Annotated in this window: 18 protein-coding genes; 8 read left to right on the forward strand and 10 right to left on the reverse strand. The window is 67.2% G+C overall.

All coding sequences use genetic code 11. From position 1 onward, the window contains the following. The first annotated feature begins 59 nt into the window (after positions 1 to 59). Positions 60 to 359, forward strand: coding sequence for a DUF3572 domain-containing protein (locus ACQR1B_RS22510; RefSeq protein WP_434833711.1), 300 nt, complete (start codon positions 60 to 62; stop codon positions 357 to 359). Next, positions 356 to 1,663 carry a DNA polymerase IV gene (locus tag ACQR1B_RS22515; RefSeq protein ID WP_434833710.1) on the forward strand — a complete coding sequence of 436 codons (1,308 nt, stop codon included), beginning with the start codon at positions 356 to 358 and terminating at the stop codon, positions 1,661 to 1,663. The genes ACQR1B_RS22510 and ACQR1B_RS22515 overlap by 4 nt, the downstream gene beginning before the upstream one ends. Before the next feature lie 8 nt (positions 1,664 to 1,671). On the opposite strand, the gene ACQR1B_RS22520 is transcribed toward ACQR1B_RS22515, so the two are convergent. Further along, the gene (locus ACQR1B_RS22520) at positions 1,672 to 2,529 is read right to left on the reverse strand and encodes a cell envelope integrity EipB family protein (RefSeq protein WP_434833709.1); all 858 of its coding nucleotides are present in this window, start codon (positions 2,527 to 2,529) and stop codon (positions 1,672 to 1,674) included. 205 nt (positions 2,530 to 2,734) lie between these two features. On the opposite strand from ACQR1B_RS22520, the gene ACQR1B_RS22525 reads away from it, so the two are divergent. The 4 genes from ACQR1B_RS22525 to ACQR1B_RS22540 all read left to right on the forward strand — a co-directional run bounded on the left by ACQR1B_RS22525 (position 2,735) and on the right by ACQR1B_RS22540 (position 5,778). Further along, a complete protein-coding gene (locus ACQR1B_RS22525; protein ID WP_434833708.1) occupies positions 2,735 to 3,202 on the forward strand; it encodes a RidA family protein in 468 nt (155 codons plus the stop codon). A gap of 30 nt (positions 3,203 to 3,232) precedes the next feature. After that, entirely contained in the window at positions 3,233 to 3,985 is a 753-nt protein-coding gene (locus ACQR1B_RS22530) for a glycerophosphodiester phosphodiesterase (RefSeq protein ID WP_434833707.1), read from the forward strand. Between the two features lie 99 nt (positions 3,986 to 4,084). Beyond that, positions 4,085 to 5,293 carry a GNAT family N-acetyltransferase gene (locus ACQR1B_RS22535; protein WP_434833706.1) on the forward strand — a complete coding sequence of 403 codons (1,209 nt, stop codon included), beginning with the start codon at positions 4,085 to 4,087 and terminating at the stop codon, positions 5,291 to 5,293. A 59-nt stretch (positions 5,294 to 5,352) separates the two neighbouring features. Then, positions 5,353 to 5,778: an HIT family protein gene (locus tag ACQR1B_RS22540; protein WP_172132762.1), complete on the forward strand. Its 426-nt coding sequence runs from the start codon at positions 5,353 to 5,355 to the stop codon at positions 5,776 to 5,778. On the opposite strand, the gene nadC is transcribed toward ACQR1B_RS22540, so the two are convergent. From nadC to ACQR1B_RS22580, 8 genes are all read right to left on the reverse strand, one after another. Continuing rightward, a complete protein-coding gene (gene nadC / locus ACQR1B_RS22545; RefSeq protein ID WP_434833705.1) occupies positions 5,779 to 6,627 on the reverse strand; it encodes a carboxylating nicotinate-nucleotide diphosphorylase in 849 nt (282 codons plus the stop codon). Beyond that, positions 6,624 to 8,177, reverse strand: a complete 1,554-nt coding sequence (locus tag ACQR1B_RS22550; RefSeq protein WP_434833704.1) for an L-aspartate oxidase — start codon at positions 8,175 to 8,177, stop codon at positions 6,624 to 6,626. The genes nadC and ACQR1B_RS22550 overlap by 4 nt, the downstream gene beginning before the upstream one ends. Further along, complete coding sequence (gene nadA, locus ACQR1B_RS22555) at positions 8,174 to 9,160, reverse strand: quinolinate synthase NadA (RefSeq protein WP_434833703.1); 987 nt, start codon at positions 9,158 to 9,160, stop codon at positions 8,174 to 8,176. The genes ACQR1B_RS22550 and nadA overlap by 4 nt, the downstream gene beginning before the upstream one ends. Positions 9,161 to 9,228: 68 nt before the next feature. Further along, positions 9,229 to 10,188, reverse strand: coding sequence for an NUDIX hydrolase (locus tag ACQR1B_RS22560; RefSeq protein WP_434833702.1), 960 nt, complete (start codon positions 10,186 to 10,188; stop codon positions 9,229 to 9,231). A gap of 14 nt (positions 10,189 to 10,202) precedes the next feature. Beyond that, positions 10,203 to 10,682, reverse strand: a complete 480-nt coding sequence (gene tsaA / locus ACQR1B_RS22565; protein WP_434833701.1) for a tRNA (N6-threonylcarbamoyladenosine(37)-N6)-methyltransferase TrmO — start codon at positions 10,680 to 10,682, stop codon at positions 10,203 to 10,205. Positions 10,683 to 10,750: 68 nt separating this feature from the next. Then, entirely contained in the window at positions 10,751 to 11,095 is a 345-nt protein-coding gene (locus ACQR1B_RS22570) for an AzlD domain-containing protein (protein WP_434833700.1), read from the reverse strand. After that, entirely contained in the window at positions 11,092 to 11,838 is a 747-nt protein-coding gene (locus tag ACQR1B_RS22575) for an AzlC family ABC transporter permease (RefSeq protein WP_434833699.1), read from the reverse strand. Before ACQR1B_RS22575 ends, ACQR1B_RS22570 begins: the two co-directional genes overlap by 4 nt. Before the next feature lie 108 nt (positions 11,839 to 11,946). Next, positions 11,947 to 12,954, reverse strand: a complete 1,008-nt coding sequence (locus ACQR1B_RS22580) for a transglycosylase SLT domain-containing protein (protein ID WP_434833698.1) — start codon at positions 12,952 to 12,954, stop codon at positions 11,947 to 11,949. A gap of 150 nt (positions 12,955 to 13,104) precedes the next feature. On the opposite strand from ACQR1B_RS22580, the gene ACQR1B_RS22585 reads away from it, so the two are divergent. Next, positions 13,105 to 14,040, forward strand: a complete 936-nt coding sequence (locus ACQR1B_RS22585) for a glycine reductase (protein ID WP_434833697.1) — start codon at positions 13,105 to 13,107, stop codon at positions 14,038 to 14,040. A gap of 113 nt (positions 14,041 to 14,153) precedes the next feature. Then, positions 14,154 to 14,615: a PEGA domain-containing protein gene (locus ACQR1B_RS22590; protein ID WP_434833696.1), complete on the forward strand. Its 462-nt coding sequence runs from the start codon at positions 14,154 to 14,156 to the stop codon at positions 14,613 to 14,615. An 18-nt stretch (positions 14,616 to 14,633) separates the two neighbouring features. On the opposite strand, the gene ACQR1B_RS22595 is transcribed toward ACQR1B_RS22590, so the two are convergent. Continuing rightward, positions 14,634 to 15,650, reverse strand: coding sequence for a carbon-nitrogen hydrolase family protein (locus ACQR1B_RS22595; protein ID WP_434833695.1), 1,017 nt, complete (start codon positions 15,648 to 15,650; stop codon positions 14,634 to 14,636). Positions 15,651 to 15,779: the final 129 nt, after the last annotated feature.

Consider the following 15,779-nt stretch of genomic DNA (forward strand, 5'->3'; position numbering starts at 1 on the left):
ACTCGGGCATGGTGGATGCAAGGTAGACACGACAAGTTAATGGAAAGGCAAATGCACCGTTGAAAAAGCCCGTTCGGAATCCGCGCGAAGTCGCTGAAATCGTTGCAGTTCAGGCCCTCTCTTTCCTGGCCGGGGAGCCGGAGCGGCTGGGCCGTTTCCTGGCCGAGACCGGGATTGGGCCGGAAACGCTGCGATCCTCGGCGGCCGATCCGAATTTCCTGGTCAGCGTGCTCGATTTCGTCCTGCGCGACGACGAGAGCGTAAAGGCTTTTGCCGCCCACTCCAAGTTACATCCGACCAATATCATGGCCGCGCGGCAGGTATTGGGCGACCGACAGTGGGAGCGCGACGTGCCGTGACCACGACAGCGCCAGAGGGAGGGTCGCGCGCGGCCAAGGGGCCGACCTGCTTCTGCCGCGACTGTCTGACCGACCTGGATGTCGGCGCACGCCGTTGCGCCGCCTGCGGCTCGCCCCGGCTGGTCCGTCATCGTTCCCTGCCCGCGCTGACGCTGGCCCATATCGACTGCGACGCGTTCTACGCCACGGTCGAGAAGCGCGACAACCCGGAGGTCGCCGACCGGCCCGTGATCATCGGCGGCGGCAAGCGCGGCGTGGTGTCGGCCGCCTGCTACATTGCCCGCACCTATGGCGTGCGGTCGGCGATGCCGATGTTCAAGGCGCTGGAGCTGTGCCCCGGGGCTGCGGTGATTCGCCCCGACATGGCGAAATATGTCCGTGTCGGCCGCGAGGTGCGGCAGGCGATGCAGGCGCTGACGCCGCTGGTCGAGCCGCTGTCGATCGACGAGGCGTTCCTGGATCTGGCCGGCACCGAGCGCGTCCACGGCATGATCCCGGCCAAGGTCCTGGCGCGATTCGCCCGCGAGATCGAGCAGACGGTCGGCATCACCGTCTCGGTCGGGCTGTCCTGCAACAAGTACCTCGCCAAGATCGCCTCCGATCTCGACAAGCCGCGCGGCTACGCCGCCCTCGACCAGGAGGAGGCGAGGCAGATGCTGGCGGACAAGCCGGTCGGCTTCATCTTCGGCGTCGGCCCCGCCACCCAGCAGCGGCTGGCGCAGCACGGCTTCCGTACCATCGCAGACCTGCAGCGCGCCGACGAGATCGAGCTGATGAAGCAGTTCGGCGGCGACGGCCGGAGGCTGTGGCGGCTGGCGCGCGGCATCGACGATCGCAAGGTGGTGGCCGACCGCGGCGCCAAGACGATCTCCAGCGAGACCACCTTCGACACCGACATCCGCGACTATACGACCCTGGAAAAGACGCTGTGGCGGCTGTCGGAGAAGGTGTCGTCGCGGCTGAAGGCCAGCGAGCTCGCCGGCTCGACCATCACCTTGAAGCTGAAGACCGCGGACTTCCGCCAGCGCACCCGCTCGCAGTCGATCGCGGCGCCGACGCAACTCGCCGGCAAGATCTTCTCGATCTGCAAGGAGATGCTGGCGCGCGAGACCGACGGCACCGCGTTTCGCCTGATGGGCACGGGCGTCAGCGCGCTGCGCCCGGGCTCCGAGGCCTCCGACACCGACATGCTCGACCGCCGCTCGGCGTCAGCGGAGCGCGCGATGGATGCGCTGCGCAAGAAATTCGGTCAGGCCGCGGTGATCCGCGGCATCGCCTATGACGGCCCGGAGCCGACGGAATGACGATACCGTCAATTGCTGCAGGGCTTGCCGTCCTTCGCCTCCTTGACGTCGAACTTGTCGAGCGCGCCGGCGATGACGAAGTCGTTGTAATCGAGCACCAGCGACCGGGAGACGCCGTTCTCGTAGAGCTCGAACGACATCGCATAGACGGGCGTCTGCTCACCCTCCGCCCGCTTGGCATCGCGGTCGTAATAACTGACGGTGACCGGCCAGCGCGTCAGGGTCTTCATCTCGTCGCTGGCGGTCGAGGCATCGGGCTTGGCGACCGTCTTGTCGCCCGGCACGGCCGCGCCGATCACGGTGAGCGTGTTGTAGACCTTCTCGCCATTGTCGGAGCCGTCATAGACCGACAGTTCGAGCAGCGACTTGCCTTCGCGTGCGGCAGCGATGATGCGCTGGATCTGCTCGGTCGGAAACACGGTGGAGCCGTCGAGCGTGAAGGTCTTCGCCTCCGGCTGCTTGAGCTTGACCGTGATGTGATCGCCGGTGCGCTCGGCCATGCCGTCGACCGGGCTGGAGGCTTGGTCGTTCATCCGCGAATCGATCTTGAAGCGATAGCTCTTGCCGGCGCCGTCCTCCCAGGCGGTCGAACGCAGGTCGCTCAGGGTCACCTTGCCCTCGCCGAGATCGAGCTCGGACACCTGGCGGAATTCCGAGGTGTAGCCGTTACAGGCGTTGCCGGAGAAATTGTAGAGGATGCGGCCGCGCGCGCTGTTGACCGGGCTCGATCCGCGCGACTTGACGAGGCTGAGCTCATAGAGCGCCTGATGCGGAAGGAACGGCACCGCGGCCTCGGCCTGCGCCGGACCGAACGCGATCGCCGCGACGGCCAGCGCTCCCATCGACAGTCGAAACGAATGAGCCATGAATTTTCCTCGGGGGACGTATCGTCAAAGCGTCACATTAGAGACCGCTGCATTACGTCGCAACTGCGGCTGCCTCACGGAAACGTGCGCTCGACACACCAAATTCGCGCCGGTCGCTGCGGCTTGCATGTCCCTGGCAACTGCGCCAAACAGGACCGCGGTCCGGCACGGGACCGGCTTTCAGGCGACAGGACGGGGACTTCAGATGGCAGGAACGGTTGAACAGAATCTGGCGGCACAGGGCATCAATTTGCCGGCACCCAAGGCGCCGGTGGCGAATTATGTCCCCTTCGTGCGGACCGGCAACCTGTTGTTCGTATCGGGCCAGGTCTGCCTCGGCGGCGACGGCAAACTGATCGCGGCCGGCAAGCTCGGCGGCCCGGTGTCGCTGGACGACGGCTACGCCGCCGCCAAGGGCTGCGCGGTCAACCTGCTCGCCCAGGTAAAAGCGGCGGTCGGCGACCTCGACAAGGTCGTACGCGTCGTCCGGCTCGGCGGCTTCGTCAATTCCGCCCCCGACTTCCTCGACGGGCCGAAGGTGCTGAACGGCGCCTCCGACCTGATGGTCGCCGCCTTCGGCGACAAGGGCCGCCACGCCCGCACCACCGTCGGCGTGTCGTCGCTGCCGTCCGATGCGGCGGTCGAAGTCGAAGGCGTGTTCGAGGTCGAGTGAGATCGGATTGGAAGAGCATGGACGGGGCGAATGCGCGCACCTGACTGGCTGACGGCCCGCCCCGTCGCCCATCGCGGCCTGCACGATGCGGCCAGCGGCATCATCGAGAACATGCCGGCCGCCGCGCGCGGCGCCGTGGCCGGGAATTTCGCCATCGAATGCGACATCCAGCTGTCCGCGGACGGCGAGGCGATGGTGCATCACGACTACGAGCTCGGGCGCCTCACCGAAGGCTCCGGCCTGCTGATCGACAAGACGGCGGCCGAACTGAAGGCGGTCAGATTCAAGCAGACCGACGAGCGCATGATGACGCTCGGTGACCTCTGCAGCCTTGTCGCCGGGCGCGTGCCGCTGGTGGTCGAGGTCAAGAGCACGTTCCAGGGCGACCGCGGGCTGGTCCGGCGCATGGCCGAGGTGCTCGCGTCCTATACCGGCCCAGTGGTCGGCATGTCGTTCGATCCCGACCAGGTGCGCGCGCTGCGCGAGACCATGCCGAACCTGACACGCGGCATCGTCGCCCAGCGCAGCTATGACGACGGTTATTGGGCCAAGCTGACCCGGGAGCAGCGCGACGGCATGCTGCACCTCAAGCATGGCTTCAGCACCCAGCCGCATTTCGTCGCCTATTGGGTCGAGCAGTTGCCCGCGCCCGCGCCGTGGATCGCGCGCAATGTGTTCGGCTGCCCGCTGCTGAGCTGGACCGTCCGCACCCCCGAGCAGCGCGCGATCGCGGCGCGCCACGCCGATCAGATGATCTTCGAGGGCTTTACGCCGGAGGCATGAGGTCAGCCTTGAAGTCGGTGTTGCAATGCACGATCTTGGGGGGAGCAATCCAGACGCCTCCGCTGAGCGTTCCCAGCCAGTCTGATTTTCAAGGGTTCGATGACCTCACCTGAGATCACGCTCGAAGCCGTTCCCGGGATCAGCGACATCCCCGCTGGCGCCTGGGACGCCTGTGCCAATCCCGGAGGACGCATCCCCCCCGGCTCAAGCGAGGCTTCCGGCCCGGCCTATAACCCGTTCGTCTCTCATGCCTTTTTCTCGGCCTGCGAAGCCTCCGGCTCAGCCGGCCTGCGCACCGGCTGGGCGCCGCGCCATCTGGTGGCGAAGCTGGGCGAGGAAATCCTGGGCGTGGTGCCCTGCTATCTGAAGTCGCACTCGCAGGGCGAATACGTGTTCGACCGCGGCTGGGCCGATGCCTATGAGCGCGCCGGCGGACGCTATTATCCGAAGCTCCAGGTTTCCGTTCCCTTCACCCCGGCCACGGGCCCGCGGCTGCTGATCCGCGCCGACCAGGACCGAGATGTGATCGGAAACGCGCTCGCCCAGGGCCTGAAGGCGCTGTGCGGGATCAGCGAAGCGTCGTCCGTCCACGTCACCTTCGCGCGGCAGTCCGAGTGGCAGCTGCTCGCCGCCCAGGGCTTCCTGCAGCGCACCGACCAGCAGTTCCATTGGCACAACCAGGGCTTTGCGACCTTCGACGACTTCCTGGCCACCATGAACTCGCGCCATCGCAAGGCGATCAAGCGCGAGCGGCGCGACGCGCTGAGCGCAGGCATCACCATCCATCGGCTGACCGGCAAGGACCTCACCGAGGACGCCTGGGACGCGTTCTTCGACTTCTACATGGACACCGGCTCGCGCAAATGGGGCCGGCCCTATCTCAACCGCAAGTTCTTCTCGCTGATCGGCGAGACCATGGCCGACGACGTGCTGCTGGTGATGGCCAGGCGCGACGGCCGCTGGATCGCGGGCGCCATCAACTTCATCGGTTCGGACACGCTGTTCGGCCGCAACTGGGGCGCCATCGAGCACCACCCGTTCCTGCATTTCGAGGTCTGCTACTATCAGGCGGTCGAGTTCGCGATCGAGCGCAAGCTCGCCGTGGTCGAGGCCGGCGCCCAGGGCGAGCACAAGATCGCGCGCGGCTACCTGCCGCAGACCACCTATTCCGCGCACTACATCGCCGACCGCGGCCTGCGCCGCGCCATCGACGACTACCTCAAGCGCGAACGCGCCTATGTCGAGGAGGCCGGCCGCGAGCTGGCCGAGGCCGCGCCGTTCCGCAAGGGCGGCGACGAGCCGTCTTGACCTCCGATGCGTGCCGGTGAGAGTAAGGCGCACAACGAGGAACCGCCGAGGGACTGCCGATGACCGCCTACGATCCCAACAATCCGTTCGCAAAGATCCTGCGCGGCGAATTCCCCTGCGTGAAGGTCTATGAGAACGACCACGTGCTGGCCTTCCTCGACATCATGCCGCGCGTGCCCGGCCATACGCTCGTGATCCCGAAAGCCCCGGCCCGCAACATCCTGGATATCACCGAGGAGGACTATCTCCATGTCGGCCGCGCCGTGCGCACCATCGCCCGCGCCGCCAAGACAGCGTTTGCCGCCGACGGCATCACCGTGCAGCAGTTCAACGAGCATGCCGGCGGACAGATGGTGTTCCATTTGCACGTCCACATCATGCCCCGCCACAACGGCGATTCCCTGCTGCCGCCAGCGAGCCGCAAGGAGGATCCGAAGGTGCTGGAAGACAACGCCGCGAAGCTGATCGCGGCGCTGAAGGGCTGATCAGGAATCGTCGAGCCCGATGTCGAGCGCGGCCGATGAATGCGTGACCCAGCCGACCGAGATCAGATCGACGCCCGCAGCCGCGATCGCCGGCGCGGTGTCGACCGTGATCCGGCCAGACGCTTCGGTGATCGCCCTGCCCCTGGCCATGCCGACGGCGCGTTCGAGGTCCGCCGGCGTCATGTTGTCGAGCAGAACGGCATCGACACCGAGCGCCAGCGCTTCCTCGAGCTGCGCCAGATTGTCGACCTCGACCTCGATCTTCACGAGGTGGCCGGCATGAGCCTTGGCCCTCGTGATCGCCGCCTCGATGCCGCCGGCAATGGCGATGTGGTTGTCCTTGATCAGCACGGCATCATCGAGCCCGAACCGGTGATTGCCACCTCCACCGGCGCGCACCGCATATTTCTCCAGCGCGCGCAGCCCCGGCGTGGTCTTGCGGGTGCAGACGATCTGCGCCCGCGTGCCCTTCACCGCCGCGACCAGCGAGGCCGTCGCCGAGGCGACGCCGCTGAGATGGCAGAGGAAGTTGAGCGCGACACGTTCGCCGGTCAGCAGCGCCCGCGCCGGGCCGCTGATGGTGGCGATGACATCGCCGGGCGTCACGGCGCTCCCGTCGCCTCGGACGATCTCCATGCGGACCTCGGACGAGACCATCTGGAACGCGCAGCGCGCGACGTCGAGGCCTGCGATCACACCGGGCTGGCGCGCCCGCAGCTTCAGCGACGCGTGTTGCTCGCGCGGCACGATCGCATCGGTCGTGATGTCGCCGGCACGGCCGAGATCTTCGAGCAGAGCCATGCGCACCAGCGGCTCATGGAGCAAAGGCGAGAGAGCATTGAGGCTCATGACACGACGCTCCTGATGGATGGACGCTCGCTTTCCGCGATCTCCCGCGCGGCCGTGATCGCAGACGACAGCGTGAGGCTGGACGGCTGCGCAACGACCAACGTGTCCGGGTTGTCGCTGCGGAAATGCGCACCGCGGCTCTCCTCGCGCGCATGGGCGGCAACCGATATCATCAGGCCGACCAGGGCCGGATCGGCCGAGGCCCCTGCCCCCTCCGCAAGCGGGAGAAGGTCTTGGATCGCGGCCGCGATCCCGCTGGCATCTCGCAACACGCCGAGCGCGTCGGACAGCAGCGGCCGCACGGCCGATGGATCGGACGCAGACGGCATCGCCGCGAGCTCGCCCGGCTGGCCTGCGCGATGCGCGGTGCCGGCGATGCTCTCGGCCACCCATTGCGCGCAAACGATCGCCTCCATCAGCGAGTTGCTGGCAAGACGGTTGGCACCGTGCAGGCCGGTACGGCTGGCCTCGCCGCAGGCCCAAAGGCCGTCGACGGAGCTGCGGCCATCATGATCAACCGCAACGCCGCCCATGTGATAGTGCACCGCCGGCCGCACCGGGATGGGATCCGTGGCCGGGTCGATGCCCGCCATGCGGCAGAACGCGCTGATCACCGGATAGCGCGCGGCAAACGCCTTGCCCGGCTTGGTCCGCGCATCGAGGAACACGCGATGGCCCTGCGCACGGCGGCGCCAGACCGCGCGCGCGACCACGTCGCGCGGCGCGAGTTCGGCCCCCGGTTCATCCGCCATGAAGCGCGTGCCGGTTTCGTCGATCAGGACAGCACCGTCGCCGCGGATCGCCTCGGTGAGCAGCGGCAGCGGCCGCGACGGACCGTCGAAGGCGGTGGGGTGAAACTGCACGAATTCGAGATCGGACAGCACGGCCCCGGCCCGCGCCGCCAGCGCGAGGCCTTGGCCGAAACAGCCGGAGGGATTGGTGCTGTCGAGAAAGAGACCGCCGATGCCGCCGGTTGCGATCACGACACGTGTCGTGGCGAGAACGATCGGCTCCTCACCGCGCACGGCGACCACGCCCCGGACCGCATTGTCGGTGACGATCAGCCGCCGCGCCTCGACTCCTTCCAGCAAGGTCACCGAGGGACACCGCCTGACGGCTGCGATCAGCGCGCGCATGATTTCGCGTCCCGTGCCGTCGCCGGTCGCGTGCACGATCCGCTTGCGGCTGTGTGCGGCCTCGAGGCCGAGCCGCCAGCGCCCGTCGGCATGCCGGTCGAACGCGACGCCAAGCTGCGAAAGGCGTTCGACCGCGGCCGGGGCCTCATCGACGATGCGACGCGCGGCGGCCTCGTCGCAAAGGCCGGCGCCGGCTGCGATCGTGTCGGCGAGATGCAGCGCCGGATCGTCATCGTCGCCGACCGCAGCAGCAAGACCGCCTTGCGCCCACATGCTGGAGGCTTCCGCGCCGAGCGGCGACTTCGACAGCAGCACGACCGGTTGAGGCGCGAGATGGAGCGCCGTCATCAGGCCTGCAGCGCCGCCGCCGATGATCACGGGACGGCCGGCAAATTCGGAGAGATCGATGCTCATAGCGCCAGCATCCTTTCCACCGAACGCCGCGCGCGCTCGGCCATCGCGGGATCGATCGTCACCTCGTGCGTGTTGGTCTCGAGCGCAGCGCGGATGTTCTTCAAGGTGATCCGCTTCATGTGCGGGCACAGATTGCAGGGCCGGACGAACTCGATATCGGGGTACATCACCGCGACGTTGTCGCTCATCGAGCACTCCGTCAGCAGCACCACGCGCGCCGGCCGCTTCATGCCGACAAAGTCGGACATCGCCGCCGTCGAGCCGGCGAAGTCGGCTTCCGCCACGACCTCGGGCGGGCATTCCGGATGCGCCAGCACGGTGATATCTGGATGATTGTCACGCAGCGTGCGCACATCCTCGGCGCTGAAGCGCTCGTGAACCTCGCAATGCCCTTTCCAGGCCGTGATCCTCACCTTGGTTTGCGCGGCCACATTGCGCGCGAGATACTCGTCGGGCAGCATGATGACGTGATCCGTGCCGAGCGACTCCACGATCTCCAGTGCATTGCCCGAGGTGCAGCAGATGTCGGACTCAGCCTTCACTGCGACGGACGTGTTGACATAGGCAACCACCGGCACGCCGGGATGGCGCGCGCGCATCAGCCGGACATCGTCAGCGGTGATGGATTCCGCGAGCGAGCAGCCCGCATCCATGTCCGGGATCAGCACCGTCTTGTCGGGATTGAGCAGCTTGGCCGTCTCCGCCATGAAGTGCACGCCCGCGAGCACGATGATGTCGGCATCGACCTTGGTCGCCTCGCGCGCGAGCAGCAGGCTGTCGCCGACGATGTCGGCGACGCCGTGGAAGATCTCGGGCGTCTGATAGTTGTGGGCGAGCACCACCGCGTTGCGCTGGCGCTTCAGCGCCAGGATGGCCTCGACATCGTCTTCGAAGACCGCCCATTCCGGCGGCGGGATCACTCGCCTCAGGCGCTCGAAGCGCGGTGAACTCGATGCGATCGCAGGCAGAACAAGCTCGGCCATTTATACTCTCCATGAGCATAAGATGGCTTATACTTATCCTGAGCATAAGCCTTGTCAAGGCCGCGGGATCACGACCGCGAGAGCGGCAGCTTGGTGCCGACGACGGCGCGTTCGGCCAACACGCCCTGGCGAAACCGAAACAGCTTGGCCGGGCGCCCGATCGTGTCCGGGGCCATTGCGCCTGTTTCTTCAACGAGTTCCTGCTGCTCGATGAGCCGACGGAAGTTCTGCTTGTGGACCAGCCGGCCGGCCAGCGCCTCGACGCTGCGCTGCAATTGCAGCAAGGTGAATTCGTCCGGCATCAGCTCGAACACGACCGGCCGGTATTTGATCTTGGCGCGCAGGCGGGCAATGCCGGTGGCGAGAATGCGGCGATGATCGGATGTCATCGCGCGGCCGGGGACGATCGCCTCGCTGCCGCTCGTCTCGCGTACCCCTTCGGGAATCAGGGCCGCTTCATACAGCAGCTCATAGCGCTGCAAGGTGAGTTCCTCGTTCCACTCGCGACCGTCGAGGCCGAAGGTGATGGCGGCACGGCGCCATCTCGTCTTCTGCAGCGCCGGTTCGTCGGCGGCTCGCGCCCAGACCTTCAGCTTCGGCGCGATGATCTTCGCCAGGATCGCCGGCGGCCCGTCGCGATGATCCTCCCACGGGAAGTAGTCGTACCAGGACGACCATTGCGCATCCGCGCTCTCGCGCCCCTCCTCCTCGCGGGTGAGACCGAGATAGCTGATGGAGATGCGGTGCGGCGCGCCGGGATCGCCTGACCGGCCGCGGTCGGCGAAGGTGTAGAGCTGCTCGACATAGCCGAGCGGATGACCGGTCTGCGCCTCGACCCAGGCGCGCAGGCCCATCTGCAGCGAGCGATGTGCGAACTGAAACGGCCCGCTCGGCAGCGCCGCGGCATGGTCGATCGTCATGATCCGGGGATCACTCTCGGTCACCGCCACCAGCACGGCGACGAGGTCCGCAGTGATCGTATCCAGAGCCGTCACGGTGTTCTGTGGCCGCTTGTTCACGTTCGACATCCGGATCGTCGATCCTATTTGTCGTTGTCGGCCGCCGCCGGCGTGAACACGCAGCGATCCGGCTTCAGGTCGATCAGCGGCGTCTCATCGAGGCAGTCGAGGCCGCGCACCAGCACGGTGCTACCCTCCAGCGCGACGAAGCGAACGGTGGAAACGCCGATCGGATTGGGGCGCACCGGCGAGCGCAGTGCGAAGGTGCCGCGGGTCTCACCATCATGGTGCCGCGGGCTCTGCTTGACGAGATCGCGGCGCGCCCGGTTGAGCCAGTACAGTACCTGGAGATGGCTGAAGGCGTCGATGCCCTGCAGCGCCGGCACCCAGGGCTCGAAGATCTCGAGCCGGCACACCGGCCCCTCGAAGCTGCCCTGCCGCGGGGTCTCCAGCCGCGAGGTCCAGGGCGTCCGGATGCGGCCGATGAAATGCAGCGCGGCGTCGCGCGGCTGCGGCGCGTCGATGGCGACTTCACCCGGACGGAGATCGGTGTCGGCGGTCATATCGGAATCCTCAAATCTGCCTGGCAATCTAGCCGAATGCGGCCGCACGGCAATTGCGGCCGCGCAATTCAGCCGAGCCACCATTTGCCGGCCAGCATGACGGCCTCGCCGCAGACGACGCCGGCGAAGATCGAGCGGCGCGCGGCCATGAAGGCGGCGAGCCCGGCCACGACCGCACCATAGCGCAGGCCCCAGGGCACGCTGGCGAGCGCGCCCGGCGGCTGCACCAGGATCTGGGCGATGACGCCGGCCAGGATCGCGGTCGCCACCGCCTTGACCCACATCAGGAGGTCCGAGCCCTCGTCGAGCCCGCTGCCGAACCACAGGCCCAGCAACCGCCAGATCTGGTTCGGAATGATGCCCGCCACCAGCAGCACGACGAGCGCGTGCCAATCGCCGACGAAGTCGCTCATGCCGCCTCCCGCCGCTCGCGCCATTTGTGGACGCCGAACGCGACCGTTCCGGCGACGACGCCGCTGACCAGGATGTCGATGCCGCTGTTGAGCTGCGCGGCCACGGGATAGAGCACGAGGCCAAGGCCCAGCGCGAGCACGTCGGCGAGCTCCCTGGCGTTGCGCAGGGTCGAGAACAGGAACGCGAGCGGCGTCAGCAGCAGCACCGCGGCGCCGAAAGTCTGTGAGAGGTTGGCGGCCAGCAGATAGCCGATGACGGTCGCGACCAGCGCCACGCCCATCAGGCCTGAGCCGAGCCCGTGCACGAACGCGATGCGGCGTTCGCGTGGCACATGCGGCAGGAAGCGATAGCATTCGACCCACAAGGTCACCGCGGTGAAATGCGCGATCAGCACCAGATGCCGCCGCTTGGTGTCACGCGAGCGGATCAGCGGCAGCACCGCCACCACCATCGGAAACAGCCGGATCGCGCTCATGGTGACCGCGATCGCCGACTGCAGGATGGTCTGGCCGGAGCCGAGCGTCGACACCAGGATGATCTGCGCCGGCCCGGCCCACACCAGCACGGTGCTGAGGATCGCCCAGAGCATGCTGAAATGGCTGTCATGGGCGAGCGCGCCGATGCCGATGAAGGTGACGAACAGCACGACCGACAGGATCGTCGCCGACGTCGCGCGTAGCCCCCAGCCGAAGGCGCGCACAGACCCATGCCAATGCGGAGAATCGAGGGGAGGAAGTGTCACGGAAGCGAGCGGCCCAGCGGAACGGACCGCGATAAGGCGGACGAAAGCATCTCACGTCAACCGCCATCGCGCAGATGCGGCCCTGCACCCGGCGCAATCCGCTCGTCGTCAGGCCCGGTTGCGCAGCACGAAGCAGGCGCCGCCGGCGCGGCGGATACGGCCGCAGAGTTCGTCGGCCTCGGGCCGGGTCTCGGTGCCGATCCGCACTTGGTAGAAGGCCCGGTTGCCGCGCGAGCGCATCACCGATGAGAGCAGGCTCGGATCGCGATCGCCGATCACCGATCCCAGCCCCTTGATGGCGCGCGCATACATCGACAGCGCCCGGTTGCGGTCGAACCCGGCAGCGAGCTGCACGCCCCAGGGCTTCGCGGCCGACAGTGCGACATGCTGCTCGAGTTGCGTGACGAACGGATTGGGCGCGCGCTTCAGCAACGCCATCAGCTGATGACACGAGGTCGGTGGCGGGCTCGGCGGCGTCTTGCCGCCCTTGCCGGCCGCCGCCCAATCATCGATCGACGAACCGGTGATGGCCGAGACGTAGTTGCGCGTCTCCCACGGCATCTGCCCCTTGCCGGCGAGCCAGTCCTGCACCCGGCGCGGGCCGGCGTTGTAGGCCGCTGCGGCGAGCCCCAGATTGCCGAACTGATTGCGCAGCTCGGCAAGGAATTGCGCTGATTTTGGCAGTGCCTGCACCGGATCGAACGGATCCAGCAGTTCGCGTTCGCTGGCGGTGCCCGGCATGAACTGGGCGATGCCCTGCGCCCGCTGGCCGCTGCGGGTCACCGGACCGACGGCATCGCTCTGAAAACGGCTTTCCTGCCAGATGACGCGGGCAAAGAATTCGAGCGGCAGATCGTTGGCCCTGGCGGCGGATTCGATCATCAGGCAGATCGCTTCGCGCGTGCCGCTCTCCTTCGGCTCGTCCGTGGCTTTGCCGCTGGCCGCTGCTTCCGGCTTGGCGCCGTCGGTTTTCGGAGCATCCACGGCCAGAGGCGGCCCGTCGACCACGGGAGAAACGGTCTCGCCCTCATTGGCGGCGACGATGCTGATCGTCGCCAGCGTGAGACAGGCAACGACACCGAGAGAGCGTAAGGCTGCCGAGATCGAAACGCGCATGAAAACGATGAAAAACAGCCGGCCTGGCCGGAGAAACGGTTTCCAGACAGACAAAGCTTCAGCGCCGCTTCGGTTCCAAGTCGCGGCGCCTTGACACAGGGCCGCCGCGCGCTAGCAATCGTCCGTCGAGACCTTGCAGGAGCGCGACGGATGAGCGTACCAACCGGCGACAGACTCGGCTTCGCGCCGGAGGGCGATGCGCCGCTGGCCTACATGGCGCGCACGCGCGACTACTATCTGGCGATCGGCTATGACGCGCCCTACCGTTGGGCTCACTACACATCCGCGCCGTTCCAGCCACTGCGCAAGCCGCTGGCGCAGTCGCGCGTCACGATCATCACCACGGCTGCGCCGTTCGATCCGGCCAGGGGCGATCAGGGCCCCGGTGCGCCCTACAATGGCGGCGCCAAATTCCACTCCGTCTACGATGGCGATACCTCGGCGCCACATGATCTGCGCATCTCCCACATCGCCTATGACCGCACGCATACGACGGCCGAGGATTCCGGAACGTGGTTTCCGCTGCCGCAGCTGATCCGCCTTGCCAGCGAAGGCCGTATCGGCGCGGTCGGACCGCGCTTCTTCGGCGCGCCGACCAACCGCAGCCAGCGCGTGACCATCGAGACCGACGCGCCGGACATTCTCGCGCGCTGCCGCGCCGACGCCATCGATGCCGTGGTGCTGGTGCCGAACTGCCCGGTGTGCCACCAGACCGTCAGCCTGGTGGCGCGGCATCTCGAAGCCAATGGCATCGCTACCGTCGTGATGGGCTGCGCCAAGGACATCGTCGAGCACGCGGCCGCGCCGCGCTTTCTGTTTTCGGATTTTCCGCTCGGCAACTCCGCCGGCAAGCCGCATGATACCGCGTCACAGGCGTTTACGCTCGAACTCGCGCTGCGTGTTCTCGAGAGTTCGCCAGCCGCACGAACGACCGTGCAATCGCCCTTGCAATGGAGCGGGGATCACGGCTGGAAGCGCGACTACAGCAATCCGGCCATGCTCGCTCCCGACGAGCTGGCACGGCGGCGGGCCGAGTTCGATGCGCAGAAGGCGATCGCGCGCGAGGTCCGTACAAGGCAGGTGTGAAAGACACACTCGCGGGAAACTCGGCCTGAAATTTCTTCGGATAATGCTGATTGCACTTGCCGTCCCCCTCAAGTTGCGCTTGAGTTTCCCGCGTTTCAAGGGGGCACTACCAAATGAGAGTTGTAGCGTTCGTGGCGCTGTGCGCCACGCTGGGGGGATGCGCGTCCGTGACGCGGGGCACGACCGAGACGATCAGTGTGGCATCTACTCCCTCGGGCGCGGAGGCGACGATTGCAGGCCTCGAAGCACCGATGACCTGCACCACTCCCTGCTCGTTCGTCGCCAAGCGCAGCGCCGACATTTCCGTCACCGTCGAAAAGCCGGGCTATGAAACCCAGATCATCCCGCTGACGAAGGACATCCCAGCCGCAGGCGCGGCCGGCTTTGCCGGTAACATCCTCGCAGGCGGGCTAATCGGAATGGGCGTCGACGCGGCGACCGGCGCGGCCACCGACCACAAGCCGAACCCCGTCATCGTCACGCTGCAGCCGCGCATGGCGGCGCCCGCAGGCCGTGCTCAGCGCCCGCCGCGCCGCTCCGCCCCGCCGCCGGCACAGCCGGAGGCCGGGACCTAGCGCCCGCCGAGCCGGCCGTCAGCCGGCAGCAGACGGCGCCTCACCAGGAGCGACCGCATCGACCGGCAGCGCAAACTGCTCGACCCGGTTGAACGGCTTCTTGTTGAGCAGCAGCCGCGTGACGTCGGGCCGCGAATAGTGGCCGGCCGGGTCGGCGGCGTTCTTGGCGATGCCGATCATGCCGAGATCGATCTCGGCGATCAGCAGTCCCTCCTGCTCGGGCGGCAGCTTGTCGGCGAGCGAAGAACCATCGGGACCGAAGATCGCGGCGTGGCCGCCGCCGACATGCAGCAGCGCGTGCTTGTCGGGGCGGTCGCACAGTTCGTCGATCATCGCCTGCGAGACGGTGGCGCACGGCGCCAGCACGAAGCACGAGCCTTCCACCGCATAGACGCGCGAAGCGGCGTTGTTGACCTCGGCGCCGAGCGCCGGCGCGAACGGATCATATAGCGAAAAGCTCGGCCAGGCCGCGACATGCACCTGCTCATTCTGCGCGTACATCGCATATTTCGACAGCGGCTGCAGATGCTCCCAGCAGCACAGCGCGCCGATCCGACCGATGTCCGGCCGATCATGGACCGCGAGATCGCTGCCGTCGCCCTCGCCATAGACCGTCCGCTCGGCATGCGTCGGCCGCAGCTTGCGGCGCCTGGCGATGGTCTCGCCGTCGGGACCGATCAACCATTGCGCGATGTAGAGGCTGCCGCCGTCACGCTCGGACAGGCCGAGCACGGCGGTGAGCTTCGCCTTGTGCACCGCGGCGCGCAGCGCCTCGGCCTGCGGACTGTCATAGGCCAGCGAATTGTCGAAATAGCGCTGCACGAAGCCGCGCCCTATGCACCAGGCCGGCGAGTCCATCCAGATGTGCCAGGGATAGCCGGGGATGAACACCTCCGGGAATGCGATCAGCTTGGCGCCCTTGTCGGCCGCCTCCTCGATCAAAGCGATGACCTTTGCAATCGAGGCGTCCAGATCGAGCCAGGCGGGCGCCGCCTGCACCACCGCGACCTTGTATTTCGGATGTGCGATTCCCATTGCGTGAGCTCCCTGCTGCCGATGGCGGCGCGCGGCGCCGCGTCAGGCTCACTATTGACGCCGGACGCCGTTCGCGCTCGTCTTGCAGGGAACGAAAACTCGACTTCGGCAGCCGGTCGCGAGCTGGCC

Source organism: Bradyrhizobium oligotrophicum (assembly GCF_051168495.1).
In the GTDB taxonomy this organism is placed as follows: domain Bacteria; phylum Pseudomonadota; class Alphaproteobacteria; order Rhizobiales; family Xanthobacteraceae; genus Bradyrhizobium; species Bradyrhizobium oligotrophicum_A.